26 protein-coding genes are annotated in these 24,689 nt (G+C 59.1%); 17 read left to right on the top strand and 9 right to left on the bottom strand.

The window, feature by feature from the left end; translation table 11 throughout:
• The first annotated feature begins 6 nt into the window (after positions 1-6).
• Entirely contained in the window at positions 7-387 is a 381-nt protein-coding gene (locus TU86_RS08550) for a RidA family protein (RefSeq protein ID WP_019828190.1), read from the top strand.
• 67 nt (positions 388-454) lie between these two features.
• The gene (locus TU86_RS08555) at positions 455-1,198 is read left to right on the top strand and encodes a hypothetical protein (protein WP_048363866.1); all 744 of its coding nucleotides are present in this window, start codon (positions 455-457) and stop codon (positions 1,196-1,198) included.
• A gap of 72 nt (positions 1,199-1,270) precedes the next feature.
• Here TU86_RS08555 and TU86_RS08560 read toward each other — a convergent pair whose 3' ends face one another.
• Positions 1,271-2,140 carry an SDR family oxidoreductase gene (locus tag TU86_RS08560; RefSeq protein WP_048363867.1) on the bottom strand — a complete coding sequence of 290 codons (870 nt, stop codon included), beginning with the start codon at positions 2,138-2,140 and terminating at the stop codon, positions 1,271-1,273.
• A 184-nt stretch (positions 2,141-2,324) separates the two neighbouring features.
• On the opposite strand from TU86_RS08560, the gene exbB reads away from it, so the two are divergent.
• From exbB to TU86_RS08590, 6 genes are all read left to right on the top strand, one after another.
• Positions 2,325-3,317: a tonB-system energizer ExbB gene (exbB, locus tag TU86_RS08565; RefSeq protein WP_048363868.1), complete on the top strand. Its 993-nt coding sequence runs from the start codon at positions 2,325-2,327 to the stop codon at positions 3,315-3,317.
• A gap of 6 nt (positions 3,318-3,323) precedes the next feature.
• Positions 3,324-3,752, top strand: a complete 429-nt coding sequence (gene exbD / locus TU86_RS08570; RefSeq protein ID WP_048363869.1) for a TonB system transport protein ExbD — start codon at positions 3,324-3,326, stop codon at positions 3,750-3,752.
• Entirely contained in the window at positions 3,749-4,495 is a 747-nt protein-coding gene (locus tag TU86_RS08575) for a TonB family protein (RefSeq protein WP_048363870.1), read from the top strand. Before exbD ends, TU86_RS08575 begins: the two co-directional genes overlap by 4 nt.
• Before the next feature lie 162 nt (positions 4,496-4,657).
• A complete protein-coding gene (locus TU86_RS08580; protein ID WP_048363871.1) occupies positions 4,658-5,578 on the top strand; it encodes a hydrogen peroxide-inducible genes activator in 921 nt (306 codons plus the stop codon).
• An 8-nt stretch (positions 5,579-5,586) separates the two neighbouring features.
• Positions 5,587-7,662, top strand: a complete 2,076-nt coding sequence (recG, locus tag TU86_RS08585) for an ATP-dependent DNA helicase RecG (protein ID WP_048363872.1) — start codon at positions 5,587-5,589, stop codon at positions 7,660-7,662.
• Between the two features lie 79 nt (positions 7,663-7,741).
• Entirely contained in the window at positions 7,742-9,142 is a 1,401-nt protein-coding gene (locus tag TU86_RS08590) for an aminoacyl-tRNA deacylase and HDOD domain-containing protein (RefSeq protein ID WP_048363873.1), read from the top strand.
• 90 nt (positions 9,143-9,232) lie between these two features.
• On the opposite strand, the gene TU86_RS08595 is transcribed toward TU86_RS08590, so the two are convergent.
• The 4 genes from TU86_RS08595 to TU86_RS08610 form a co-directional block, all read right to left on the bottom strand.
• Positions 9,233-9,613 carry a hypothetical protein gene (locus tag TU86_RS08595; RefSeq protein WP_048363874.1) on the bottom strand — a complete coding sequence of 127 codons (381 nt, stop codon included), beginning with the start codon at positions 9,611-9,613 and terminating at the stop codon, positions 9,233-9,235.
• Between the two features lie 207 nt (positions 9,614-9,820).
• Entirely contained in the window at positions 9,821-10,096 is a 276-nt protein-coding gene (locus TU86_RS08600) for an HU family DNA-binding protein (RefSeq protein ID WP_048363875.1), read from the bottom strand.
• A gap of 189 nt (positions 10,097-10,285) precedes the next feature.
• Positions 10,286-11,434 carry an FAD-dependent oxidoreductase gene (locus tag TU86_RS08605; RefSeq protein ID WP_048363876.1) on the bottom strand — a complete coding sequence of 383 codons (1,149 nt, stop codon included), beginning with the start codon at positions 11,432-11,434 and terminating at the stop codon, positions 10,286-10,288.
• A 34-nt stretch (positions 11,435-11,468) separates the two neighbouring features.
• On the bottom strand, positions 11,469-11,636 hold the full coding sequence (locus TU86_RS08610; RefSeq protein WP_003437744.1) for a rubredoxin: 168 nt from the start codon (positions 11,634-11,636) through the stop codon (positions 11,469-11,471).
• Between the two features lie 212 nt (positions 11,637-11,848).
• Here TU86_RS08610 and TU86_RS08615 point away from each other — a divergent pair, with 212 nt between their 5' ends.
• Both TU86_RS08615 and ubiA read left to right on the top strand, forming a co-directional pair.
• On the top strand, positions 11,849-12,403 hold the full coding sequence (locus tag TU86_RS08615; RefSeq protein ID WP_167337965.1) for a chorismate--pyruvate lyase family protein: 555 nt from the start codon (positions 11,849-11,851) through the stop codon (positions 12,401-12,403).
• Positions 12,403-13,293 (top strand): 4-hydroxybenzoate octaprenyltransferase, encoded by an 891-nt coding sequence (gene ubiA / locus TU86_RS08620; RefSeq protein WP_048363878.1) that lies wholly within the window; start codon positions 12,403-12,405, stop codon positions 13,291-13,293. Before TU86_RS08615 ends, ubiA begins: the two co-directional genes overlap by 1 nt.
• Before the next feature lie 30 nt (positions 13,294-13,323).
• On the opposite strand, the gene TU86_RS08625 is transcribed toward ubiA, so the two are convergent.
• Both TU86_RS08625 and TU86_RS08630 read right to left on the bottom strand, forming a co-directional pair.
• Positions 13,324-15,705 (bottom strand): penicillin acylase family protein, encoded by a 2,382-nt coding sequence (locus TU86_RS08625; protein ID WP_048363879.1) that lies wholly within the window; start codon positions 15,703-15,705, stop codon positions 13,324-13,326.
• Positions 15,706-15,734: 29 nt separating this feature from the next.
• Positions 15,735-16,319 carry a DUF6436 domain-containing protein gene (locus TU86_RS08630; RefSeq protein ID WP_048363880.1) on the bottom strand — a complete coding sequence of 195 codons (585 nt, stop codon included), beginning with the start codon at positions 16,317-16,319 and terminating at the stop codon, positions 15,735-15,737.
• Between the two features lie 109 nt (positions 16,320-16,428).
• On the opposite strand from TU86_RS08630, the gene bipL reads away from it, so the two are divergent.
• Positions 16,429-17,376, top strand: a complete 948-nt coding sequence (gene bipL / locus TU86_RS08635) for a phospholipase BipL (protein ID WP_048363881.1) — start codon at positions 16,429-16,431, stop codon at positions 17,374-17,376.
• Positions 17,377-17,409: 33 nt separating this feature from the next.
• On the opposite strand, the gene TU86_RS08640 is transcribed toward bipL, so the two are convergent.
• Complete coding sequence (locus tag TU86_RS08640; RefSeq protein ID WP_048363882.1) at positions 17,410-18,162, bottom strand: DUF2059 domain-containing protein; 753 nt, start codon at positions 18,160-18,162, stop codon at positions 17,410-17,412.
• Positions 18,163-18,313: 151 nt separating this feature from the next.
• Here TU86_RS08640 and TU86_RS08645 point away from each other — a divergent pair, with 151 nt between their 5' ends.
• The 3 genes from TU86_RS08645 to TU86_RS08655 all read left to right on the top strand — a co-directional run bounded on the left by TU86_RS08645 (position 18,314) and on the right by TU86_RS08655 (position 20,240).
• Positions 18,314-18,949, top strand: coding sequence for a 2OG-Fe(II) oxygenase (locus tag TU86_RS08645; protein WP_048363883.1), 636 nt, complete (start codon positions 18,314-18,316; stop codon positions 18,947-18,949).
• Positions 18,946-19,446, top strand: a complete 501-nt coding sequence (locus TU86_RS08650; RefSeq protein ID WP_048363884.1) for a 2-thiouracil desulfurase family protein — start codon at positions 18,946-18,948, stop codon at positions 19,444-19,446. The genes TU86_RS08645 and TU86_RS08650 overlap by 4 nt, the downstream gene beginning before the upstream one ends.
• Positions 19,447-19,508: 62 nt before the next feature.
• Positions 19,509-20,240 (top strand): carbonic anhydrase, encoded by a 732-nt coding sequence (locus tag TU86_RS08655; RefSeq protein WP_048363885.1) that lies wholly within the window; start codon positions 19,509-19,511, stop codon positions 20,238-20,240.
• 15 nt (positions 20,241-20,255) lie between these two features.
• Here the strand turns inward: TU86_RS08655 and TU86_RS08660 are convergent, their stop codons facing one another.
• Positions 20,256-20,891, bottom strand: coding sequence for a hypothetical protein (locus tag TU86_RS08660; RefSeq protein ID WP_048363886.1), 636 nt, complete (start codon positions 20,889-20,891; stop codon positions 20,256-20,258).
• A gap of 331 nt (positions 20,892-21,222) precedes the next feature.
• Here TU86_RS08660 and coxB point away from each other — a divergent pair, with 331 nt between their 5' ends.
• The 3 genes from coxB (at position 21,223) to TU86_RS08675 (ending at position 24,683) form a co-directional block, all read left to right on the top strand.
• Positions 21,223-22,350 carry a cytochrome c oxidase subunit II gene (coxB, locus tag TU86_RS08665; protein ID WP_048363887.1) on the top strand — a complete coding sequence of 376 codons (1,128 nt, stop codon included), beginning with the start codon at positions 21,223-21,225 and terminating at the stop codon, positions 22,348-22,350.
• Positions 22,351-22,384: 34 nt separating this feature from the next.
• Complete coding sequence (gene ctaD / locus TU86_RS08670) at positions 22,385-23,977, top strand: cytochrome c oxidase subunit I (protein WP_048363888.1); 1,593 nt, start codon at positions 22,385-22,387, stop codon at positions 23,975-23,977.
• A 136-nt stretch (positions 23,978-24,113) separates the two neighbouring features.
• Positions 24,114-24,683, top strand: coding sequence for a cytochrome c oxidase assembly protein (locus TU86_RS08675; protein ID WP_048363889.1), 570 nt, complete (start codon positions 24,114-24,116; stop codon positions 24,681-24,683).
• Positions 24,684-24,689: the final 6 nt, after the last annotated feature.

Consider the following 24,689-nt stretch of genomic DNA (forward strand, 5'->3'; position numbering starts at 1 on the left):
TCACACATGACCAAGACTGTTATCACCAGCGACAAAGCACCTGCTGCCATCGGTACTTATTCCCAAGCGATCAAAGCTGGCAATACCGTCTACATGTCCGGTCAAATCCCGCTGGACCCAAAAACCATGGAGCTGGTTGAAGGCTTTGAAGCCCAGACCATCCAGGTATTTGAAAACCTGAAGTCGGTAGCTGAGGCCGCGGGTGGTTCGTTCAAAGATATCGTCAAGCTGAACATCTTCCTGACCGACCTTAGCCATTTCGCCAAGGTTAACGAGATCATGGGCACCTACTTTGAGCAGCCGTACCCGGCGCGTGCAGCCATTGGCGTAGCAGCCCTGCCAAAGGGTTCGCAGGTTGAGATGGACGCGATTCTGGTCATCGAGTAACACCCTCGGCGCAGCGTCTTCATGCTGCGCCAACCCTCGCTTTTCCCCGTTTTAAAAGGATTCCACTATGCGCAAAGCGCTAGTCTTGTCACTGCTCACCGTTTTTCTGGGTGGCTGTGCCAGCGAACCCGCCCACCGCGATATCAGTGGTATCTGGATCAACCAAGCAGCGATTGATGCGGCGGCCAAAGGTGGCAACCTGCGTGAAGCGTTGCTGGCGTATGGCCCTAACCTTGAGTGGGACATCGACACTCAAACTGCTCAAGCCCGCTACACCAATGGCTTTGAGCGGGTGGAGGGCAAGCTGCAACCCGAAGACAAGGGCGTGTGGCAAGTCGACTTCTATGGCAGTTCGGCAACGGCTTTGAGCCTTGCAGGCGAAGAGCTGGTACAAGCGGCGGCAGACGCCGATCCTCAACAGGTATTTGCCCGCTCGTCAGTAAATGTGGCGGCGCAAGACCCGCTGGGCACCAGCTTTGAAAAAGCCCTCAAAACGGCTTACTTGGGTGGCCAATGGCGTATTGCCGAGGGTGCAGGCCAAGGCGCCAGCGTGACCTTTTTGGCTGGCGGGCAGCTCAAGGGCTTGCCGGGCATGAACGCCTATGCCCTGTGCCTGGCAGGTGATTGTGCGTCGATGAGCGGCGAATACGACAGCCTTTGGCTCCAGCAAGGTGAGACCGGTGCGGCTCACATCTTTGTGCGCAATGGCAAACAGCTCGAAATTTTTGAAGCGCTGGATGCCTCTCAGCCAGACGAAATGCCTCAGTTGTACCCCGGCAAGCGCGAATGGGTGCTTGAGAAGCAGCATTGATCACGCCCAACGCCCCGCAGGCTGCGAGCCTTTAAGGTCAAAAGCGCGCAGCCTTCGCCAGTTCCTGCGTACTCAGTGTGCTTTGCCAGGCTGCCCCGCCAAAATCGCCGCATAACCTTCGCGATAGCTTGGGTAGCGCGGCTCCCATCCCAGGGCCTTGGCGCGTGCATTGCTGCAACGCTTGCTCCCCGCCCGCCTTACGCTTGCCTCTTCAGACCACTCGGTCACGCCCAATTGCTCACGGAGCCAGTTCACAACCTCTGACAATGGCGCGGGAGTATCGTCGACCCCGATATAGCAGTCCTCCAACGTTTTGCCGTGTTGATGAGCCTCAAGCAGATAGGCCAGCAGTCCACCCGCGTCATCGGTGTGGATGCGGTTGCCATAAAGAGGCGGTTCAACAGCCACGCGATAGCCTTTGCGTACCTGCCCCAGCAGCCACTCCCGGCCAGGTCCGTAGATCCCGGTCAAGCGCACTACGCTGGCGGGAATGCCGCTGTTCAAGGCGATCTGCTCCGCGTCCAGCATGATGCGCCCCGAGTAATTGGTAGCCTCGGCCGGTGAGGTTTCATCGACCCACTCACCTGCCTGCTGCACATAAACACCGCTGCTGGAAACGAACAGCAGGTGCTTGGGTTGTTGATTGTGTTGCTTGAGCCAGCTGAGCGTGCGTTTGAGCGCATCGACATACGCGGCTTGGTAACCCGCTTCGTCGTGTTCGGTGGCGGCGACGCTGTACACCACATAGTCGATTGGGCCCGTGGGCCATTGCGCCGGGCACGGGTCTTTAAACAGGTCGGCCGCGACGCCATTCACGCCTTCAGGCAGTTGATCGATGGATCGCCTTAATCCGTAAACCTTCCATTCGTCCTTCAGTAACTGAGTGGCGAGTCGACTTCCGACATCGCCACAACCGACGATCAAGACAGAGGCGTTGGGCATCTCAAACTCCTAATGAAAAGCTGCAAAGCGGCCAAAAAAGGTCAGACGTTGGTCGTGACTTGGGAAAAAAACAGGTGCTATTGCTTTTGTTAACAAGAATTACTTGCAATAATAACGCATCATTTGTCCTTGGTCTTACACCCGTTGTAGGGCAAAACCTCAAAACTTCTCAGGTCCGGCTAGCATGACACGCAATCATTCCACCGCTTCGCCAACCCAGCTGTTGAGCCCTGCACGCCTTTGGCGTGGTGTGGCGGCGCTGATGTTCAGCCTGTTGCTTGCTCCGGCTGCGGCATTTGCCGATGAGCCCGCGAACGCTGCCGTACCTCCTGCAACCGTTACTGCTGCTGCCGCTGATGCCTCCGCGCCTGTTCCAGCGCCGGGTGCTACAGATCCAGCCCAAGCTGAGGGTGTGGTTGCCCCTGCGGATGACGCACCACAAATCGTCGCAGAAGAAGACAACAGCCTGGGCATGGCCCATGACCTGTCGCCGTGGGGCATGTACAAAAACGCCGACATCATCGTCAAAATTGTCATGATCGGTTTGGCAATCGCTTCGATCATCACTTGGACCATCTGGATCGCCAAAGGCTTCGAAGTGCTGGGCGCCAAGCGTCGTCTGCGCTCCGAAATCGCCAGCCTGAAAAAAGCCCGCACCCTTAAAGAGGCCAGCGAATCGGCCACTAAAGAGGGCACGCTGGCTCACCTGCTGGTGCAAGACGCCCTTGAAGAGATGCGTCTGTCGGCCAATAGCCGTGAAAAAGAAGGCATCAAAGAGCGCGTCAGCTTCCGTCTTGAGCGTCTGGTTGCGGCTTGCGGTCGCAACATGAGCAGCGGCACAGGCGTGTTAGCCACCATTGGTTCGACAGCGCCGTTCGTGGGTCTGTTCGGCACCGTGTGGGGCATCATGAACAGCTTTATCGGCATCGCCAAAACCCAAACCACTAACCTGGCCGTTGTGGCGCCGGGTATTGCCGAGGCGCTGTTGGCCACGGCATTGGGTCTGGTAGCGGCGATCCCTGCGGTTGTGATTTACAACGTTTTTGCCCGCTCCATCACCGGCTACAAAGCTCAGGTGGCGGACGCATCGGCTGAAGTGTTGCTGCTGGTTAGCCGTGACCTCGATCACCTGCCGCCTGAGCGCAGCTCGCAACCGCACATGGTGAAAGTGGGGTAATCGGCCATGGGCCTGCATTTAAAAGAAGGCGCAGACGACGATCTGGCCGAGAACCACGAAATTAACGTCACCCCCTTTATCGACGTAATGCTGGTACTGCTGATCATCTTCATGGTGGCCGCACCGCTGGCCACCGTGGATATCAAGGTTGACCTGCCCGCGTCCAGCGCCAAACCGGCGCCGCGCCCCGAGAAACCGGTGTTCCTTAGCGTCAAGGCGGATCAGCGTCTGTACCTGGGCGATGATCCCGTCACCGTTGAAGCGTTGGGCCCGACTCTGGACGCACGTACGCATAACAACAAAGACACGACGATCTTCTTCCAGGCCGACAAGGGTGTGGACTACGGTGACTTGATGAGCGTCATGGATGCATTGCGCGCAGCCGGTTACTTGAAGGTCGGGTTGGTCGGACTTGAGACGGCAGCCAAGAAATGACCATAGCGCGCCAAAAGATGACGCGTTACGCAACCAGCCTGGCCGTGGTGTTGGGTGTCCATGCAGTGGCGGTAATTCTCGCCCTGCAATGGTCTAACCCGCGCGCAATCGAACTTCCGCCCCAGGCGATGATGGTCGATCTCGCGCCGCTGCCGGCACCGCCTCCTCCTGCTCCGCCGAAAGTGGTAACGCCACCACAACCGCCGGCGCCCGTAGAAGAGTTGCCGATCCCCAAGCTGGCCGAAGCGCCCAAGCCGAAGATTTCTGTTCCCAAGCCGGTCAAACCCAAGCAAAAGCCTCAACCGCCCAAGCCTGTGGAAAAACCTGACCCGGTCAAAGAGAAACCTTCAGAAGAGAAACCGAGCGACGCGACGCCGACCAAGGCGCCCAGCGAGAAGTCAGCCGCACCGGCCCTTAGCCCTTCGGCGCAACAACTGGCAGCCAAAGCCAGTTGGGAAGGCGCTTTACTGGCTCACCTGGGCAAGTACAAAAAGTACCCGGCTGCGGCTCAATCGCGGGGCAAGGAAGGTCTGAACCGTCTGCGCTTTGTGGTCGATGCGCAAGGCAAGGTGCTGTCCTACGAATTGGTCGGGCGCTCAGGCAATGCTGATCTGGACCGGGCCACCCTGGAAATGATCCGTCGGGCACAGCCTCTGCCCAAGCCTCCGGCTGACATGCTGACCAATGGCAGCATCGAGATCGTGGCACCCTTCGTGTATTCCATCGATAAACGTCGACGCTGACAGCAGAAAGGGCACCGTAAGGTGCCTTTTTTGCACCTGCTGTATAGATAAAAACCGGCAAACGCGTGATTAGCGACTGTAGCTCTGTGGGTAATGTCTGATAACGTGCGTCTATCGATTGCAGCCGTTATGCTTCGGCCCGCAGCCTTATGGACGCCCGCTATGACCCTTACAGAATTGCGCTACATCGTTACGCTTGCCCAAGAGCAGCACTTCGGCCACGCGGCCGAGCGTTGCCACGTCAGCCAGCCGACCCTGTCGGTGGGCGTGAAAAAACTGGAAGACGAACTCGGTGTGCTGATTTTTGAACGCAGCAAAAGTGCCGTGCGCCTGACGCCTGTCGGTGAGGGCATTGTTGCCCAGGCCCAGAAGGTACTGGAGCAAGCCCAAGGCATCCGTGAATTGGCGCAGGCGGGCAAAAACCAGCTCACCGCACCGCTCAAGGTCGGCGCGATCTACACCGTAGGTCCTTACCTGTTCCCGCATCTGATTCCACAACTGCATCGGGTTGCCCCGCAAATGCCGTTGTACATCGAAGAAAACTTCACTCACATCCTGCGCGACAAGCTGCGTAACGGTGAGCTGGATGCGATCATCATCGCCCTGCCGTTCCATGAGGCTGACGTGCTGACCCTGCCGCTCTACGACGAGCCGTTCTACGTGCTGATGCCGAGCGAGCACCCGTGGACCAAAAAAGACACCATCGACGCCAGCCTGCTCAACGACAAGAGCTTGCTGTTGCTGGGTGAAGGTCACTGCTTCCGCGATCAGGTGCTTGAGGCCTGCCCTACCCTGACCAAGGGCAATGACGGCGCCAAGCACACCACGGTCGAATCCAGCTCACTGGAAACCATCCGGCACATGGTGGCTTCAGGCCTGGGCATCTCGATCCTGCCGCTCTCTGCTGTCGACAGTCACCATTATTCTCCCGGTGTGCTGGCCGTACGCCCGCTGACCCCGCCAGTGCCGTTCCGCACGGTGGCGATTGCATGGCGCGCCAGCTTCCCTCGGCCTAAAGCGATTGAGATCCTCGCGGACTCGATCCGTCTATGCTCGGTGGCCAAGCCGCCTGCGGCGACGTAAGAACTGTTATGACCGAGTTGTCGAATGTGCCGGTCACGGCGCTTAAGGGCGTGGGAGAGGCGATGGCCGAGAAATTGGCCAAAGTCGGGCTGGAAACCGTGCAAGACGTGCTGTTTCATTTGCCGTTGCGCTACCAGGACCGCACCCGCGTTGTGCCGATCGGGGCGTTACGCCCCGGTCAGGATGCGGTGGTCGAAGGGCGGGTGATTGGCACCGATGTGGTCATGGGCAAGCGACGCAGCTTGCTGGTGCGCATCAATGACGGCACGGGTGGCCTGAGCCTGCGTTTCTACCACTTCAGTAATGCGCAAAAGGAAAGCCTGAAGCGCGGCACTGAAGTGCGTTGCTATGGCGAAGCGCGTCCCGGCGCCTCGGGGCTGGAAATCTACCACCCGGAGTACCGTGCCATTACGGGCGATGAACCACCGCCGGTCGACACCACGCTGACCCCGATCTACCCCACCACTGAAGGTCTGACTCAGCAGCGCTTGCGCCAACTGAGCCTGCAAAGCCTGGCGATGTTGGGGCCACGCAGCCTGCCGGACTGGTTGCCGCGCGAGCTGGCCAAAGACTATCAACTGGCACCTTTGGATGAGGCGATTCGCTATCTGCACCAGCCACCGGCCGATGCAGACGTGGAAGAACTCGCCTTGGGCCATCACTGGGCACAGCACCGCCTGGCATTTGAAGAACTGCTGACCCATCAGCTGTCTCAGCAGCGTTTGCGCGAAAGCTTGCGCTCTCAACGGGCGCCCGCCCTGGCTAAAGCTCAAACGTTGCCTGAGCAGTTCCTGCGCAACTTGGGCTTTTCCCCGACCGGGGCGCAAGTGCGTGTCGGCAACGAAATTGCCTACGATCTCAGTCAGCCCGAGCCTATGTTGCGCCTGATTCAAGGGGATGTGGGTTCGGGTAAAACGGTGGTGGCGGCGATGGCCGCCTTGCAGGCGCTGGAGGCGGGTTATCAAGTGGCGCTGATGGCGCCCACCGAAATCCTCGCCGAGCAGCACTTCATCAGCTTCAAGCGCTGGCTGGAACCGTTGGGGCTTGAGGTGGCATGGCTGGCGGGCAAGCTTAAAGGTAAGGCGCGTATCTCTGCACTCGAGCACATCGCCAACGGCGCGCCGATGGTGGTGGGCACTCACGCCTTGTTTCAGGATCAAGTGCAGTTCAAGCGCCTAGCGCTGGTCATCATCGACGAGCAGCACCGTTTCGGTGTGCAACAGCGCCTGGCCCTGCGTAATAAAGGCGTGGGCGGCGTCATGTGCCCGCATCAATTGATCATGACCGCGACGCCGATCCCGCGCACCCTGGCCATGAGTGCGTACGCCGACCTCGACACCTCGATCCTCGACGAACTGCCGCCGGGCCGAACCCCGGTTAACACGGTGTTGGTGGTCGACACGCGGCGTTTCGAAGTCATTGAGCGAGTGCGTGCGGCCTGTGCCGAAGGGCGTCAGGCGTACTGGGTGTGCACGCTGATTGAAGAGTCTGAAGAGCTGACCTGTCAGGCGGCTGAAACCACCTTTGAAGACCTCTCCAGCGCCTTGGGTGAATTGCGCGTCGGGTTGATACACGGGCGCATGAAAGCCGCTGAAAAGGCTGAGGTCATGGCCCTGTTCAAAGCCGGCGAGTTGCAATTGCTGATTGCCACTACGGTGATTGAAGTCGGCGTGGACGTGCCCAATGCCAGCCTGATGATCATCGAAAACCCCGAACGACTGGGCTTGTCGCAGTTGCACCAATTGCGCGGACGCGTCGGTCGAGGCAGCGCGGTGAGCCATTGCGTGCTGCTGTATCACCCGCCGCTGTCGCAAATTGGCCGTCAGCGTTTGGGCATCATGCGCGAGACCAACGATGGCTTCGTCATCGCCGAAAAAGACCTCGAACTGCGCGGCCCCGGCGAAATGCTGGGCACCCGGCAAACCGGGCTTTTGCAGTTTAAAGTTGCCGATTTGATGCGTGACGCCGACCTGCTTCCCGCTGTTCGCGACGCGGCACAAGCCTTGCTGGAACGCTGGCCCACCCACGTCAGCCCTTTGCTGGACCGCTGGCTGCGCCACGGTCAGCAATACGGGCAGGTTTAAAGGCGCGTTCAGTAAATAGATCAGCGGCCGATTAACTGTCTGATTACCACATTTGAGTTGTAAGAACCGGACACACACCATGACTGAAGTTGCCAGCGCCCCAACTGTTCCGCACACGCCGTCGGTTATTCGACAGCTGCTTGGCGAGTTGGCCATCCCGTACCGGGAAGTCATTGACCACCCCGGTCTTAACCCCGCACGCAAAGTTCAAGCCGCGTTGCTCGACGACACGGTCGGCGCGCTCATGGTGCTGTTTCCGCAGAGTCACTTGCTTGACCTCAATCGTCTGGCCGAGCTGATCGGGCGGCGCATGACGGCTGTCGCCCCCGTCCACCTTGAGCGCATGCTCGGCAAGCATGAGCTGACGCTGCTGCCAGGCTTGCCAGCTCTCACCAGTTCGCCTTGCCTGTATGAAGAACGGCTGCTGCAACAGCCCTTGCTGTTGATTAACGCCGGTGAGCCGGGGCTGTTGCTGGAGATTTCTCAAGAACACTTCAAAAGCATGCTGACCAAGGCCAGCGCAGGGCGTTTTGCCGAGCCGCTGGAAGCCATCAAGCTCAATCTGGACCGCCCGGATGAAGACGGTGAAGCCATCACCCAAGCGGTGCACGCGTTTACTGCGCGCCGTATTCAGCAGCGTCTTGAAGCGACAATCGAAATCCCGCCGTTGGCCGAAACTGCCCGCAAAATCATCCGCCTGCGCGTAGACCCCAACGCCACCATCGACGACATCACCGGTGTTGTCGAAACGGACCCGGCGCTGGCGGCACAAGTCATGAGTTGGGCGGCGTCACCGTACTACGCCTCGCCGGGCAAGATCCGTTCAGTTGAAGACGCGATCGTGCGCGTACTGGGCTTTGATCTGGTGATTAACCTGGCACTGGGACTGGCGCTGGGTAAAACCCTGAGCCTGCCCAAGGATCACCCGCAATCGAGCACGCCTTACTGGCAGCAGTCGATTTACACCGCGGCGGTCATTGAGGGGCTGACCCGTGCCATGCCCCGGGCCGAACGCCCTGAAACCGGTCTGACGTACCTGGCGGGGCTGCTGCACAATTTTGGCTATCTGCTGTTGGCCCACGTGTTTCCGCCGCACTTCTCGCTGATTTGCCGTCACCTTGAAGTCAACCCGCATGTCAGTCACAGCATGGTTGAACAGCATTTGCTGGGTATTACCCGTGAGCAAATCGGCGCCTGGCTGATGCGCTATTGGGACATGCCGGACGAACTGGCGGCGGCCCTGCGGTTTCAACATGACCCGCACTATGCGGGCGAACATGCGCAGTACCCCAATCTGGTGTGCGTGGCGGTGGGGCTGCTGCGCAGCCGTGGCATTGGGCACGGCTCGTACGACCCGTTGCCTGACGCGCTGTTTGAAAGCCTGGGCGTCACTCGCGAAAAAGCCGAAGACGTCGTCAGCAAAGTGCTGGAGGCCGAGGTGTTGTTGCGTGAGCTGGCCGCCCAATTCGGTCAGGCCTGACCTACGGGGCAAGGTTGGCCGAAGAACAGCGCGCAGCGCTACCCCCTCCTCGTAGAGGCTGGCAAAGGCTGTCTCGGTCGTTGTCCGGCTTTAAGCCTTTGGTTTTTTACGTGGTTTCAGGTACTTGGTCAGTCCCTGGAACCAGATCACCAGTGCAGGGTTGCCCTTGATCTGGATCGACTTGTCCTGAATCCCGGTCATGAACGCCAGTTGTTTGTTCTTGGCCTGCATGGTCGCGAAACCGTAGGCCGCATCTTTGAAGGCGATAGCAAACGCAGGCTCGGGGTATAGCCCTGAGTGGCTGGTGATGCGCTGGTTTTTGACTTTGAAGTGACGGGCGACGCTGCCGTCCAGGGTTTGCAGCTGGAACACCAGGTCTTTGTCGACCAGTTGTTGGGCAAACGCCGGGTTTTTTCGGCTGGCCCTGCTCATCATGAAGCCCAGCATCCAGAGCAGAAAACGAAATTTCATGTACGCGGCCTCAAGAGAAAAATAAATGGCCGGCGCAGTGTAACGATTTGTTCAAGGAACGCCATATATCTGCATGGATAGGCGTAGATGGGGGGCGTTTTGCCACTTATGGCCGCACGATTGTTCTGTCGCTATCAAGAATGGGCCGCCAGCCGCGCCAGCTTGCCCATTCTTCAAGGCCTCATGTGACTAAAGGCCGGTGTGTCACTAAGGGTTGACGCTGTCTTTCAAGAACTTGCCCGGCTTGAACGCAACGGTGTTGCTGGCCTTGATCGTGACTGGCTGACCCGTTTGCGGGTTTTGGCCGGTGCGGGCACCGCGGTGGCGTTGAACAAAAGTGCCGAAGCCAACCAGCGTGACGCTGTCTTTGCGATGCAGGGCTTGGGTGATTTCTTCGAGCACGGCATTGAGCACGCGGCTGGCTTGCTCTTTGGTGAGGTCAGCCTTTTCCGCGATAGCGGCGGCGAGATCGGGTTTACGCATGATGAAGCCTCTTTGACGGTTTTTTGTTGTTATGTCCGTGCTGCTCTCCAGGGAGCAACGCCTAAGGCGCCGCAGGCTCTACTCTGCGGCAGACCGGTGTGAGAATGGCATGCGGCCAAGGCCGGCGCCAGCTTCGATCCGGCCTTTGTTGAGCCAAGGCAAAGGCATATGCGACAGAGTTGCCAGTGTTTACGCCAAAAGTGCGGGCAGCTCTTTGTTGAGGGCGAGTTTTTCGCGGACGGCCTCGCCGGTCAGTGCATAACCTAGCAATTTGCCATCTGCGTCGCGGCACACCGCCTTGATGTCTGGGCCGCTGCCTTCGACCGACCAAACGCCCTCATACCCTGGGGGTACAGGCGACACCACCAACGGGCACACCGGGGTTTTTACCGTGATGGGCATGGCGCCATAGCTGACAGCAGTCGGGTTGCCAGCCAGGGTTTTGGCCAGTGCGCGGGCGCAGCTCATCAGCGGCATGACATACAGCAAACTCAGGCCCTCAACCTGTGCGCAGTCACCCAGCGCAAAAATGTTGGCGTGGGAGGTCTTGAGCAGGCGGTCCACTTCAATCCCGCGATTGACCCGAATCCCGGCCGCGGCGGCCAAATCAGTCCGTGGGCGCAAGCCAATGGCTGACACCACGACGTCACAACGTATGACGCTACCATCAGACAAATGCGCCTCAACCCCGTCCGCACTGTGTTGCAGACGCGTGAGTACCGGGCCCAGATGCAAGCGTGCGCCGATACCTTCAAGAGCGGTTTGCACCGCTGCTGCTGCCGCAGGATGCAATAACGTGGGCATGACTTGCTCGCACGGGGCGACCAGATCCACGTCATAGCCGCCTGCGATCAGGTCATTGGCAAACTCGCAGCCGATCAGGCCGGCCCCCAGTATCAGTACGCGGCGCTTGCCTGCGGCGGCGGTGCGAAAGCGTGCGTAATCTTCCAGGTCGTTGATGGGGTAAATAGCGTCCTGCGCATCGCCTTCCACGGTCACCTGCACCGTTTGCGCGCCCCACGCCAGAATCAGGTCGCGATACGGCACGGCTTCGTCACCGATCCACAATTGCTTGTGGCCGGGATCAATCCCGCTGATGCGCGTGTGGGTGCGCACTTGGGCGTTCAGTTGCTCAGCCATCGCTCCGGGGCTGGCCATGCTCAGGCCGTCGGCGTCTTTGTTTTTACCGAAACCGGTGGACAGCATGGGTTTGGAGTAGGAACGCCCGTCATCGGCGGTGATCAACAGCAGCGGCGTTTCGCTGTCCAGCTTGCGAAATTCCCGGGCCAGGTTGTAGCCAGCCAGCCCGGTGCCAACGATCACGACAGGTGCGTTCATTCCAATCTCCCTAAAGGCGAAACTCAAAAAGGTATCAGTTGATTTCGATCATTTCGAAATCCATTTTGCCTACGCCGCAGTCCGGGCACAGCCAGTCTTCGGGCACGTCCTGCCACAGCGTGCCGGGGGCGATGCCATCATCCGGCCAGCCATCGGCTTCGTTATAAATCAGTCCACATACGATGCATTGCCACTTTTTCATGGGGGGTATTTCCTTGGGTTCAGGCTTTGGCGAGGGCACAGACTTTTGCAGTGACGCTGTGTTGCTCGTCGAGTTCAGGGCGTTTTGTACGGATCAAAACCGGTAGATGCAAGCGAGATTGCAGCCAATCGGCACTCAAGCGCTCATTCGGGAGGCAGCGTGATAAGCTCGGCGCCCTCAATGGCTGCCAATTATGACCGACTGTGCCGCACATGACTTCCCCGTTGATCTCCCCCGTCTGGCTTGAACAAAGCCGCCTTCCTGCGTTGCCCGACGAACACACCCTAGACTGGTTGTTCGATCAAGGCTCGTTGACCCTTCGTCTCACAGCCCTTTCTGACGATAACTTCAGTGTCTTGCCTTTGTTTGAAGGCTGGCAGACCTTGCGCGAGGACGAATGCGCCGCGCTCGACCTGCCTGGCAACAGCCGGGGCTGGGTGCGCGAAGTGTATTTGTGTGGGCACCAGCAGCCCTGGGTGTTTGCGCGCAGCGTAGCGTGCCAAAGCGCACTTGAAGCGGGCGGCTTGCACATGGACGAGCTGGGCACGCGTTCATTGGGGCAATTGCTGTTCAGCGATCAGGCGTTTAAGCGCGGCGCGTTGCAGGTGTGCCATTACCCGCGCGAGTGGCTGCCCCAGGCCGATCAGGTCGATACGCTCTGGGCGCGACGGTCGCGCTTTGTACGAGGAGAGCTGAGCGTGCTGGTGGCTGAGGTGTTTTTACCCAAACTGTGGGCCGCCGTGAGTGCCCGGTCGGAGAACAACTGATGTACGTGCGTCTGCTTAAATCACTCAACCGTTTGAACCCTCGCGCATGGGACTTTATTCAGTTAACGCGCATGGACAAGCCCATCGGCATTTACCTGCTGTTGTGGCCGACCTTGTGGGCGCTGTGGGTTGCGGCCAAAGGTGTGCCGTCGCTGAGCAACCTGCTGATCTTCGTCTTCGGCGTGATCCTGACCCGCGCCGGTGGCTGTGTGATCAATGACTTTGCAGATCGCAAGGTCGATGGCCACGTCAAACGCACAGAACAACGGCCGTTGGTGAGCGGAAAAATCAGCGGCAAAGAAGCGTTGGTGTTTTTTGCCGTGCTAATGGGGATCAGCTTCCTGCTGGTGCTGTGCACCAATGCGCCTACGATCTGGCTGTCATTCGGCGGTTTGGCGTTGGCCGCCAGCTACCCGTTCATGAAGCGTTACACCTACTACCCGCAAGTGGTGCTGGGCGCAGCCTTCTCGTGGGGCATGCCGATGGCGTTTACCGCCGAGACGGGCAGCCTGCCAGCGGCGGCGTGGTTGCTGTACATCGCCAACCTGCTGTGGACGGTGGCGTACGACACCTACTACGCCATGACGGACCGCGAGGATGATCTGAAAATCGGGGTTAAGTCGACCGCTATCCTGTTTGGCGACGCAGACCGGGTGATCAACCTCAGCCTGCAAGGGTTGGCGCTGGGTTGTCTGTGGCTGGCCGGCACCCAGTTTGAACTGGGTGGCTGGTTCCATATGGGGCTGCTGGTGGCAGCGGGCTGCTTCGTGTGGGAATTCTGGTACACCCGCGACCGCGATCCACAACGCTGCTTCAAGGCCTTCTTGCACAACCATTGGGCGGGTTTGGCGATCTTTGTCGGCATCGTCCTCAACTACGCGTTGGCGTGATCCCACGCCACCCGTAGTCGTTGCCCGCCTCTATAGCTTGGGCATCAATCGCAACGTGCTGCGGGTATTGAGCTGCACGTCGGCGTCCTCCATGTACGGTTTGTCGTAACGCCCCTCGATGTAGCTTTGCGCCTGATCCTTGTAGTGTTTGTCGAACGGCACGCCGCTCTGGCCCACCGGGTTGATGCTCAGCGTGTGGGTGGGCTCGGCAAAGTCGATCAGGCGCCGCGTAGACGGTCCGTAACCCACCGCCCAAGGGGCAGGGCCGAGTTTTGCGGACAAATTGTTGGGGACTTCATGGCTACCCGGCGCTGCGAAAGGTCCGACATTGAACAACCAGTCCAGTGGTTTTTGTTTACCTAGCGGATGCTCGTGGGTCAGGGTGTGCGCCCGGCCCCATTGCCACTGCGCGGGGTCGTCGCCCAAGGTGGCCTTGAGTTGAACGAGGCTGTTGCGCCAGGCAACGTTGACCGTGTCCGCCCGAGTCTCATTGGCCAACGTGTGACGATTGTCCCACCACGGCGAGTCCGGGCTGGCGACCAGACGCGGCAGCGCCTCATCGATCACGCGGGTGGTCAGCAGGATGTCAAAAAACGCATCGCCCAACTCGTCGTGCATGGCGGCATCCGCCAGGCTGAACAGCAATTGGTTGAACAGCGTGGCACTGGTTGAGTCCAGCGGGTAATCGCCCTTCCACTGCGCCAATTGTTCAACCAACTTAAGCTCGGCCGGGTCGCTGACACCCTTGCGCAGTACCGGCAACAGAGGCTTGAGTACGCGCTGCGCATAGCCGGTGGTGGTGCCCAACTGCAACGCCTGGCTGTTTTTCAGGTTCCATTTCACGCTGGCGTCGCTCAGTTGGCGATTGAGCTGTTGACCACGATCGGCCAGGTTGTAATAACCGGGAATCTCCAGCCCGGTGGGCGATACCGGCTGGAAATTGGCCGACACGATGTAGCCGCGCGACGGGTTGACCTCCTGCGGGTTGGCACTGAAAGGGTAGAAGCCCAATTTGTCCGCCTGCGCGGTGCTGCCGTCCAGAATGAACGCCGGGTTGACCCCGGCCGGGCGCCTAGGCAGTTGCGCCGCCGCCCACCAGCCGATGTTGCCGTGGGCATTGGCCCACACCACATTCAACCCCGGCGCCTGAATATACGTGGCAGCCTTGCGCGCCTTGCTCACGGTGTTAGCGCGGTTGAGTTGGTAGAAGCCTTCCAGGATTGGATTTTTGGTCTCCAAAAAGCCCCACCACATGGCAATCGGCGTATTGCCTGCAATATCGCCCAGCACATCGTTAACAATCGGCCCGTGTGGCGATTGACGCAGCACCAGCGTCACCGGCGACTCGCCTTTGATGGCAATCTCTTGCTCGGTGCGAGTCATGTCGACCCACTGGCCGTGGTACCAGACCTGATTGGGATTTTTGGGGTGGGTCTTTTCGGCGATCAGGTCCAGGTCATCGTTCTGGAACATGGTCAGGCTCCAGCCGAACTCGCGGTTGTTGCCCAAAAAGGCGAACGGCACCAGCGCCTGATGGTAGCCGTACAGCTCAAAGTCGGGCGCAGACAGCTGCGCTTCGTACCACACCGAGGGCACTGAAAAGCGAATGTGCGGGTCGCCCGCCAGCAACGGCTTGCCGTTTTGCGTGCGCCTGCCGGACACGGCCCACGCGTTGCTGCCTTCAAACTGCGGCAAGCCAGCCTGACTCAAAGCACTGTCGCTGAGTTGCGCCAGAGCACCCAGGGTTTTCCAATCGTTGGCCGCCAGCGCCGGAGGCAAGACGCCCTTGGGTTGCCATTGCAGATCGAAAACCTTGAGGTAGTCGCTGCCCAATTGATCACGTACGTAGGTGAGTAAGGGTTCAGTGCGAAACGCCGCCGCAAAGCTGTAGGCCATGTAACCGGCGATGCTGATGGTGTCTTCGGCGGTGAAGGCCCGCGGGGGGATACCCAGCACGTCGAACTCCACGGGTTTGGCGTGGGTGGCCTGATATTGATTGATGCCGTCCAGGTAGGCTTGCAGCGCCTGCCACGCGGGGGACTGCTGATCCAGCTCGTTCACATAGGTGGCTGCGCGTTCGCGGATGCGCAGGCTGCGAAACAGCTTGTCAGTTTCTACCAGCTTGGGCCCGAGGATTTCGGCCAGTTCACCGCGGGCCAAGCGGCGCATGATTTCCATCTGAAACAGCCGGTCTTGCGCCTGCACATAACCCAGCGCGCGGTACATATCGAGCTGATTACCGGCGCGAATATGCGGCACGCCGCGCTCGTCGTAACGCACGGTGACAGGCTCTTTGAGCGTATACAGCTCGACCTGGCCCTGACGCGTGGGCAACTTGCTCTGTACGTACCAGACCCCTCCCCCGGCCACTGCGGCAACGACAAGGGCGATGATGGTCAGACTGCGTTTCATGGGTGAACTCCTTGTTCTTTAAGGCGCCATCACGGGGTGACGTGATCGGCCTGCCACGGGCAATAACAGCCCACAGCCATAGTGTGAGTGGCTCTTACCGGGCGGCCTGCGCTCAGCGCTTGCAGGATGGGTTCGATAAAACTGTTGCTGGCATTGCAGGTGGCGCCTTCGCTGTACGGCCCGAAATAAGCCAATTGGCCACTGTGGTCCCAGATCGCCACGGCCGGGCTTGCGCTCAGGTGCTCAGCGCCGGGCAGGTTGGTCAACGGCTTGATCGCCCCCAAGGTGGCTGGCAGTTGGCCGTGGGTGCCGGGTTTTTGCACCGAATAGAAGGCGACGCCCAGCGGTCCGTAATGCGCGAGCAGTTCGCTCAGGTGCTGCTGATTACCCACATTGCACGGGCAGGCCGGGTCCCAAAAGTGCACCACGCGAATCGGCCCCGGCCCGGACAGTTCGGCGGGCAGGCTTAATACATCGCCGGCAAATAGCGCGGTTTGATCACTGAACGCACGAATGTAACGCCCCTGAAACCAGTCATACGCGGCCCACAAACTGAGCGCACAGGTAAGGGTGAACGCGCAGGCAAGCAGGGTTTTGAAGGTGGGCAGGCGCATGCAAAAAGATCCTCGAAGGCCGCGTAGCTTGCCATGCTTGACCTGACAGATGAATATCGACGGTCTATAAAGCCTGTTTTGCGCGCACGCGCCCTGTTTGGAAGCCCTTATGCCTGCCCCGTTTTCCCCCGACACCTTACGCGCCAGTTTGCAGCCTTTAGCCGCAGCCCGGCCGTTATCGAGCGAGGGGCTGGCGTACCAGCGGTTTTACGGGTTGGACTTCGCGCATCACGCCGCGCCCGTGCAACGGCAACTGGGGTGTTACCGCGCCGGTGGTTACGATCTGGTCAGCCAAGTGTGGTGGCCCGAGGGTGCGCCAGTGGCGACGTTGTTTGTGATCCACGGGTTTTACGATCACATGGGGTTGTATCGGCATGTGATCGAATGGGGGCTGAGCCGCGGTTTTGTGGTGATTGCCTGTGATTTGCCGGGGCATGGCCTGTCCAGCGGCGAACGGGCCAGCATTGGCGATTTCAACCAGTATCAGGAAGCGCTCCAGGGGTTGTTCATCGAGGCGCAATCGCTTGGGTTGCCGCAGCCGTGGCATTTGTGCGGGCAAAGCACCGGCGGCGCGATTGTGATTGATCACCTGTTGCATCAGGGCACCCACAGTCCGGCCCAAGGGCAGGCCATCTTGATGGCACCGCTGGTACGACCCAAAGACTGGCGTTGGTCAAAATTGAGCTATTACCTGCTGCGCCCGTTCGTCAAAGGCATTGCCCGACGCTTTAGCGAAAACACCAATAACCCTGACTTCATGCCTTTTTTGCTGGCCGATCCATTACAGCCGCTGCGTTTGCCCACGGCCTGGGTCGGCGCATTGGCGCGCTGGATTGGGCGTATTGAAGAGGCTGCACCGAGTGCGCGCGCGTTGCTGATCATTCAGGGCGAGGCCGATAGAACGGTGGATTGGCGGCACAACCTGGGGGTGTTGACAGCCAAATTCACGCAGCCCGAGGTGCTGTTATTGCCTGAGGCACGCCACCATCTGGCCAACGAAACAGACGAGATACGTGCGCGCTACTTCGCGTTTCTGGATCAGCACTTCAACGACTAACCCGCAGGCTGCGATCTTTAGGTCCTAAAACGCCTACGGGGCCAGGCTCGACGCGCTTTGGCCGACGGCAAGGCCTGCGCGCACCGCCGTCAGCGCTGCCTGGTAATACACTTTGCCGTCTTGGGACTCCGCGAAGGTCACGAACTCTTCCAGTTCAGGGTCAGACAAATCGCGATAGACGAAGAGCAAGGTGTTATCCAATTCGCCGCCAATTTGCTCCATCAACCGCTGGCGCTGACCATTGAGCATGCTTTGCGCCTGACCGCCGCCGAGCAAACCGGGGATCATTGAACTCAAGCTGTCTGCGGCTACGCCGGCAATGGCCAGGCTCACTTCTGCACCGGCCTCACGCGCTGGCAGCGCATTGGACAAGTGATTGATCAACAGCTGGCGAGTGGCGCTGGCCTCGATACGCGGCAAGCCCTGTGCATGCTTGGCCAACTGGTCGCGACGTGTGGCCAGCAGTTCGGCGGCCACGATCTTGCTTCCCAGCGGGGACTGAAAAAAGGCCAGCGCCGGGGCCGGATCAGGCAAGTTCTTGCGCATTTGATCTTTGGCCCGCTTGTCCATTGCTTGCGGGTTGAAACGCTGGCTGCTGTTGGTCACTAACGCTTGATAAACAGCAGGCGGCAAGTTGCTGCGATAGCGCTCTTGGGCGGCATTCAGGGCGTCATTGAAATGCGCACGTTGGTCTGACCAGCCAGCCACCTTGAACAAGTCATCCAGGTTGTCAGCCCATGCGGGTAATGAACAAAAAATAAGTAACGATAAAAACAAGCGGCGCATGAAGGACTCCTGTCAGCAGGTCGCTATTGTCCGGGTGTGGCGTAGGACTTGTCGAGATATCGTCTCTCCCAACCCGCTTTAAATGTGCGAGCGGTATTTATTTCAGAACACCGCTCTGCGGCTCTGTCAGATTTTGAGGCGTATGGATACTATGCGCGCCATGCAAATACCTTCTGATCATCCGCTGCTGCTGCGCATTGTCGACGACCTGTATGCACAGGGATGGTCGCAGCAAAACATCTTTCTGCCCCAGGGTTTGACCCAGGAGCTGGCGGCCGAGTGCCATAAGCGTTCGGTGCAGGGTGAGCTGTCCCCGGCAGCGGTCGGGCGTGGGCCCAATCAGGAGGTCCGCGAAGGTATACGCGGTGACCATATCCAATGGCTGGAGCCTGGTGAAGCACTGGCTTGTGACAGTTATCTCGGCTTAATGGAAAGCCTGCGAATCGCCATGAATCGCAGGCTTTTTTTGGGCCTGGAGGACTTCGAAAGTCACTTTGCGATGTACCCGCCCGGCGCGTTTTACCTCAAGCATCTAGACCGTTTTCGTGACGATGACCGACGCATGGTATCGGCGGTGGTGTACCTCAATGACGCCTGGCTGCCTGAGCACGGCGGGCATTTGCGTATGTACCTCGACGATCGGGGTGAGTACGACGTGTTGCCGACCGGCGGGTGTCTGGTGGTGTTTTTGTCGGGCGAAGTCCCGCACGAAGTGATGCCCGCGACCCGCGACCGCCTGTCGTTGACGGGCTGGTTTCGGCGGCGTGCCGCGCAGGTGCTGTTATGAGCCAAAAAGTGTTGGTCAGCCGCTGCCTGTTGGGCCATCGCGTGCGCTATGACGGCGGGGCCAGCGGGCCTTATCCACAGCTGACGAAATGGCAGGCCGAAGGCCGAGTGATTGCGCTGTGCCCCGAAGTCGCCGGTGGGTTGCCCACACCGCGAGCCGCCGCTGAAATTCCCGGCGGCCAAGGCATACAAGTGCTCAGCGGCAAGGTGCCGGTCATGACCACGGACGGCGAAAATGTCACCGATGCTTTTGTGTCCGGCGCACAGCAGGCGTTGGCGCTGGTCGAAAAACACGGCATTAAAATTGCCATTCTCAAGGCCAACAGCCCTTCATGCGGTAACCGCTTGACCTACGACGGCAGCTTCAGCGGGATCAAAGTCGAAGGCCAGGGAGTGACGGCAGCGTTACTGACCCAGGCCGGTGTGCAGGTGTTCAGTGAACTGGAGCTGGAAGAGGCCGCCAGCGTGCTGGAACGGGTGTGGGCCGCCCGCTTTTGAACGTAGAGCCAAAATTTGAGTTCAGGTAACATCGCGTGCCACTTTGCCTTGGGGAATACGCGATGAGTGATAAACAAAAACCGCAGCCTGCTGCCTCGGCCACAGCTCCTGCTACCGCTGACAGCGCCGATGCAGCCTTGCACCACATTGTTGATGGCTTTCTGCATTTCCATCACGAAATCTTCCCCGAACAAGAAGCCTTCTTCAAAAAACTGGCCACCGCACAAAGCCCGCGCGCCATGTTTATCGCCTGCGCAGATTCGCGCATCGTGCCTGAGCTGATTACTCAAAGTGCGCCGGGTGATCTGTTCGTGACCCGTAACGTGGGCAACGTTGTGCCGCCGTACGGTCAAATGAACGGCGGTGTTTCAACCGCTATCGAGTACGCCGTGCTGGCCTTGGGCGTGCAGCACATCATCATTTGTGGGCATTCGGATTGCGGCGCGATGCGGGCTGTGCTCAACCCCGCCAGCTTGAAAAAAATGCCGACCGTTAAAGCCTGGTTGCACCACGTGGAAGTGGCCAAAACCATGGTGCAGGACAACTGTAACTGCGCCAACGAAGCCGAAAGCATGCACGTATTGACCGAAGAAAACGTGATTGCCCAGTTGCAGCATTTGCGCACGCACCCCTCAGTTGCATCGCGCATGGCCAGCGGGCATCTGTTCATTCACGGCTGGGTGTACGACATCGAAACCAGCGCCATTAAAGCGTATGACGCGGACAAAGGCGCCTTTCTGCCACTTGATGGCACCAGCCCGATCCCGAGTGCGACACCCAAGGCGCGGTTTTAACCACCGCCTGTCAGGTTACAACGTCAGCCCGACGCCCAACTGCTTGGACAGGCACGGCCAGCGTTTCCAGGCAGCACCGGTTTCAGGGCTGATCAGCTTCTCGCGGTAGGCTTCGACCGACTCCAGGGCAAAGCTTTCGTCGTTGAGCATCTCGTCAACGGCGTGGTGCACCACCTCGTCCAATTGGTTGGCGAACGTTTCGCCGATCAATTGGTGCGCGATCAGGTTGGCCACGGTGGTGTCCAGCGGGATCAGCGGCTGTTTGAAGTGCTTGATGTACAGGTCGTTGACCTCTTCCACCAGGCGGTGCGCCAGGTACGCTTCATCCAGCAAAATTTCCAGCCCGACGTGCCCGGCCATCAGTGCAGGTGGCTGAAGAAAAAACTGCTCGGCTATCTTCAGCACCGGCTTGATTTGCGATTCGATACCCGCCTCGCGGGCGACTTCGTAGGCCGCGTCCAGCAAGTCAGGCACCTGAGCGATGTAGGCACTGACAAACCGGGTCATGACCGCATTTTTGTCGAGTTCAGGCAGATGAATGGCTGTGTGAAGGTGTGGCAGTGTGGCTTCCAATTGGCGGGCGAGCAGGCCTGTATCGGCCTCATGCTGTTGGGCACGCAAGATCTGCTCGCGCAGGGCAGCGGTATTCATGGGCACTCCAGGGGAACGCTAGACAGGGAATATCGTTAAAAATAGCCCATGTGAAACCCAGGGCCTTTTTCAGAGGGCGCGTATTGTTATTCATTTTGTGACCCGGCAGTGAGTGCCATTTGTCGTTGGAGTCAGTTTTTCGCTGTTTTGCCCCCTCACATTGCGGGGTTTAAGGCGCTGGCTATACTCGATTCTGTAAACGTTTTCTGATGATGCCCGACTGCCTGAGCAGGCGAGGCTCGGCGGTCAAGGTTCACTGGTTTGAAAACCGCCCCCTTGTAACGCAGGTACACACCGGCGCAATAACAAGAAAAATAAAGGGGAACCCGCAATGAAGCGACATCCACATCTATGGATGGGCCTGTTGTTGTGGTCTGTTTTCAATCAGGCGCATGCCGCCTGGACCGTGAACATGACGCCCGGTGCGACCGAAGTCAGCCATGCGGTGTTCAACCTGCACATGACCATTTTCTGGATCTGTGTGGTCATCGGCATTTTGGTCTTCGGTGCCATGTTTTGGTCGATGATTGTTCATCGTCGCTCCACGGGGCAGGAACCGGCCAAGTTCCATGAGAGCACCACGGTTGAAATCCTTTGGACGGTCGTGCCTTTGCTCATCCTGGTCGCAATGGCGGTGCCGGCCACCAAAACCCTGATCAACATCTACGACAGCAGTGAATCGGATGTCGACATCCAGATCACGGGCTACCAGTGGAAGTGGCATTACAAATACCTGGGCCAAGACGTCGAATTCTTCAGCAATCTGGCCACCCCCGCCGATCAAATCCACAACAAAGCGCCCAAGGATGAGCATTACCTGCTCGAAGTGGATGAGCCGCTGGTGCTGCCGATTGGCGCCAAGGTGCGCTTTCTGGTGACCTCGGCCGATGTTATCCACTCCTGGTGGGTGCCGGCCTTCGCGGTCAAGCGTGACGCCATACCGGGTTTTATCAACGAGGCCTGGACCCGCGTCGAGAAACCCGGCGTCTACCGTGGCCAGTGCGCCGAGTTGTGCGGCAAGGACCACGGTTTCATGCCGATTGTGGTCGACGTTAAAACCCGACCCGATTACGACGCCTGGCTCGCGGAGCGCAAGGCCCAGGCTGCGCAACTCAAGGAATTGACCAGTAAAGACTGGACCCGCGAGGAGCTGATCGCCCGTGGCGACAAGGTCTATCACACCGCCTGCGTGGCGTGTCACCAGGCTGAAGGCCAGGGCTTGCCGCCGATGTTCCCGGCGCTTAAAGGCTCGCCGATTGCCACCGGCCCTATTGAAGACCACTTGCACCGTGTGTTTTTCGGCAAGCCCGGCACCGCAATGGCCGCGTTCGGCAAGCAACTGTCAGAAGTCGACATGGCGGCGGTCGTGACCTACGAGCGCAACGCGTGGGGTAACAACAAAGGCGACATGGTCACCCCTAAAGACGTGCTCGCGCTGAAACAGGCGCAAGGCAAATGAGCGGTTCATTGATGTGCGCGCAAGGAGTCAGAACATGAGTGCTGTGATTGATGACCACGGGCCTGCACACGACGACCACGCTCATGGCCCCGCCAAAGGCCTGATGCGCTGGGTGTTGACCACCAACCACAAAGACATCGGCACGTTGTACCTGTGGTTCAGCTTCTGCATGTTTTTACTCGGTGGCTCGTTCGCGATGGTCATTCGTGCTGAGCTGTTTCAACCGGGATTACAGATCGTCGAACCGGCCTTTTTCAACCAGATGACCACCATGCACGGGCTGATCATGGTGTTTGGCGCCGTGATGCCTGCCTTTGTCGGGCTGGCCAACTGGATGATTCCGCTGATGATCGGTGCGCCGGACATGGCGCTGCCGCGCATGAACAACTTCAGTTTCTGGTTGCTGCCCGCCGCGTTTTTGCTGCTGGTCTCGACCTTGTTCATGGCCGGTGGCGGGCCGAACTTCGGGTGGACCTTCTACGCTCCGTTGTCCACCACGTATGCACCCGAGAGCGTGACGTATTTCATTTTTGCCATCCATTTGATGGGTATTAGTTCCATCATGGGTGCGATCAACGTCATTGCCACCATCCTCAACCTGCGTGCGCCCGGCATGACCCTGATGAAAATGCCGCTGTTCGTCTGGACCTGGCTGATCACCGCGTTCTTGCTGATCGCCGTGATGCCCGTGCTGGCCGGTGTGGTGACGATGATGCTGATGGACATCCACTTTGGTACCAGTTTTTTCAGCGCTGCGGGGGGCGGTGACCCGGTGCTGTTCCAGCATGTGTTCTGGTTCTTCGGGCACCCCGAGGTGTACATCATGATCCTGCCGGCCTTCGGCGCTGTCAGTGCGATCATCCCGACCTTTTCGCGCAAGCCTCTGTTTGGCTACACCTCAATGGTCTACGCCACGGCAAGCATCGCTTTCTTGTCCTTTATCGTGTGGGCGCACCACATGTTCGTGGTCGGTATTCCACTGGTGGGCGAGCTGTTCTTTATGTACGCCACGTTGCTGATCGCGGTGCCGACCGGGGTCAAGGTGTTCAACTGGGCCAGCACCATGTGGCAAGGCTCGCTGACGTTTGAGACGCCGATGCTGTTCGCAGTGGCGTTTGTGATCCTGTTCACCATCGGCGGGTTTTCCGGGTTGATGCTGGCCATTGCGCCCGCTGACTTCCAGTACCACGACACCTACTTTGTAGTGGCGCATTTCCACTACGTACTGGTGCCAGGTGCGATCTTCGGCATCTTCGCTTCGACCTATTACTGGCTGCCGAAATGGACCGGCCACATGTACGACGAAACCCTCGGCAAGCTGCATTTCTGGTTGTCGTTTGTGGGCATGAACCTGACCTTCTTTCCGATGCACTTTGTGGGATTGGCTGGAATGCCGAGACGGATTCCTGACTACAACCTGCAATTCGCGGACTTCAACATGGTGTCGTCGATCGGTGGGTTTATGTTCGGCACGACGCAGCTGTTGTTTCTGTTCATTGTCATCAAATGCATACGCGGCGGGCCTAAAGCGCCGGCCAAGCCGTGGGACGGGGCCGAAGGCCTGGAGTGGAGCGTGCCTTCGCCCGCGCCGTATCACACCTTTACGACACCGCCCGAAATCAAGTGAATCGCTGGCCCTCACCCCAACCCTCTCCCGCAGGGAGAGGGAGCTGACTGGGGAGGTTTTGAGACCGCACGCGGTCAGTCCCCTCTCCCTTTGGGAGAGGGTTGGGGTGAGGGTTTTATCGGCAACAGGAGCGTCTATGGCCGACTCTACATCCATTAAGCGCCTCGTCATCCGCCTGTCATTGATGGTGGTGGTGATGTTCGCTTTCGGATTTGCCCTGGTGCCGATCTACGACGTGATGTGCCGTGCATTTGGCATCAACGGTAAAACCGCCGGGCAGTACGAAGGCGAGCAAGTGGTCGACACCCGCCGTCAGGTGCGGGTGCAGTTTTTGGCCACCAATAATCTGGGCATGGTGTGGGAGTTTTACCCCAAGGGCGAACAGTTGGTGGTCAACCCCGGCGGCGTTTACGAGATGGTGTTTGTGGCGTCCAACCCCTCCGACCATCCGATGTCAGCGCAAGCGGTGCCGAGCATCTCACCGGCGCAAGCGGCGCAGTATTTTCACAAGACCGAGTGTTTTTGCTTCACCCAACAAGTGCTGCAACCGGGGCAGCGCATTGAAATGCCGATGCGCTTTATCGTCGACCGCGACCTGCCCAAGGACGTGAAACACCTGACGCTGGCCTACACGCTGTTCGATATCACCGCGCGCCAACCGCCCGTCGCTGCTGCTGGCAATGACGTCGCCCGGCCAGCCCGATAAGGAGAA

This window comes from Pseudomonas weihenstephanensis (assembly GCF_001043055.1).
Classification (GTDB): Bacteria; Pseudomonadota; Gammaproteobacteria; order Pseudomonadales; family Pseudomonadaceae; genus Aquipseudomonas; species Aquipseudomonas weihenstephanensis.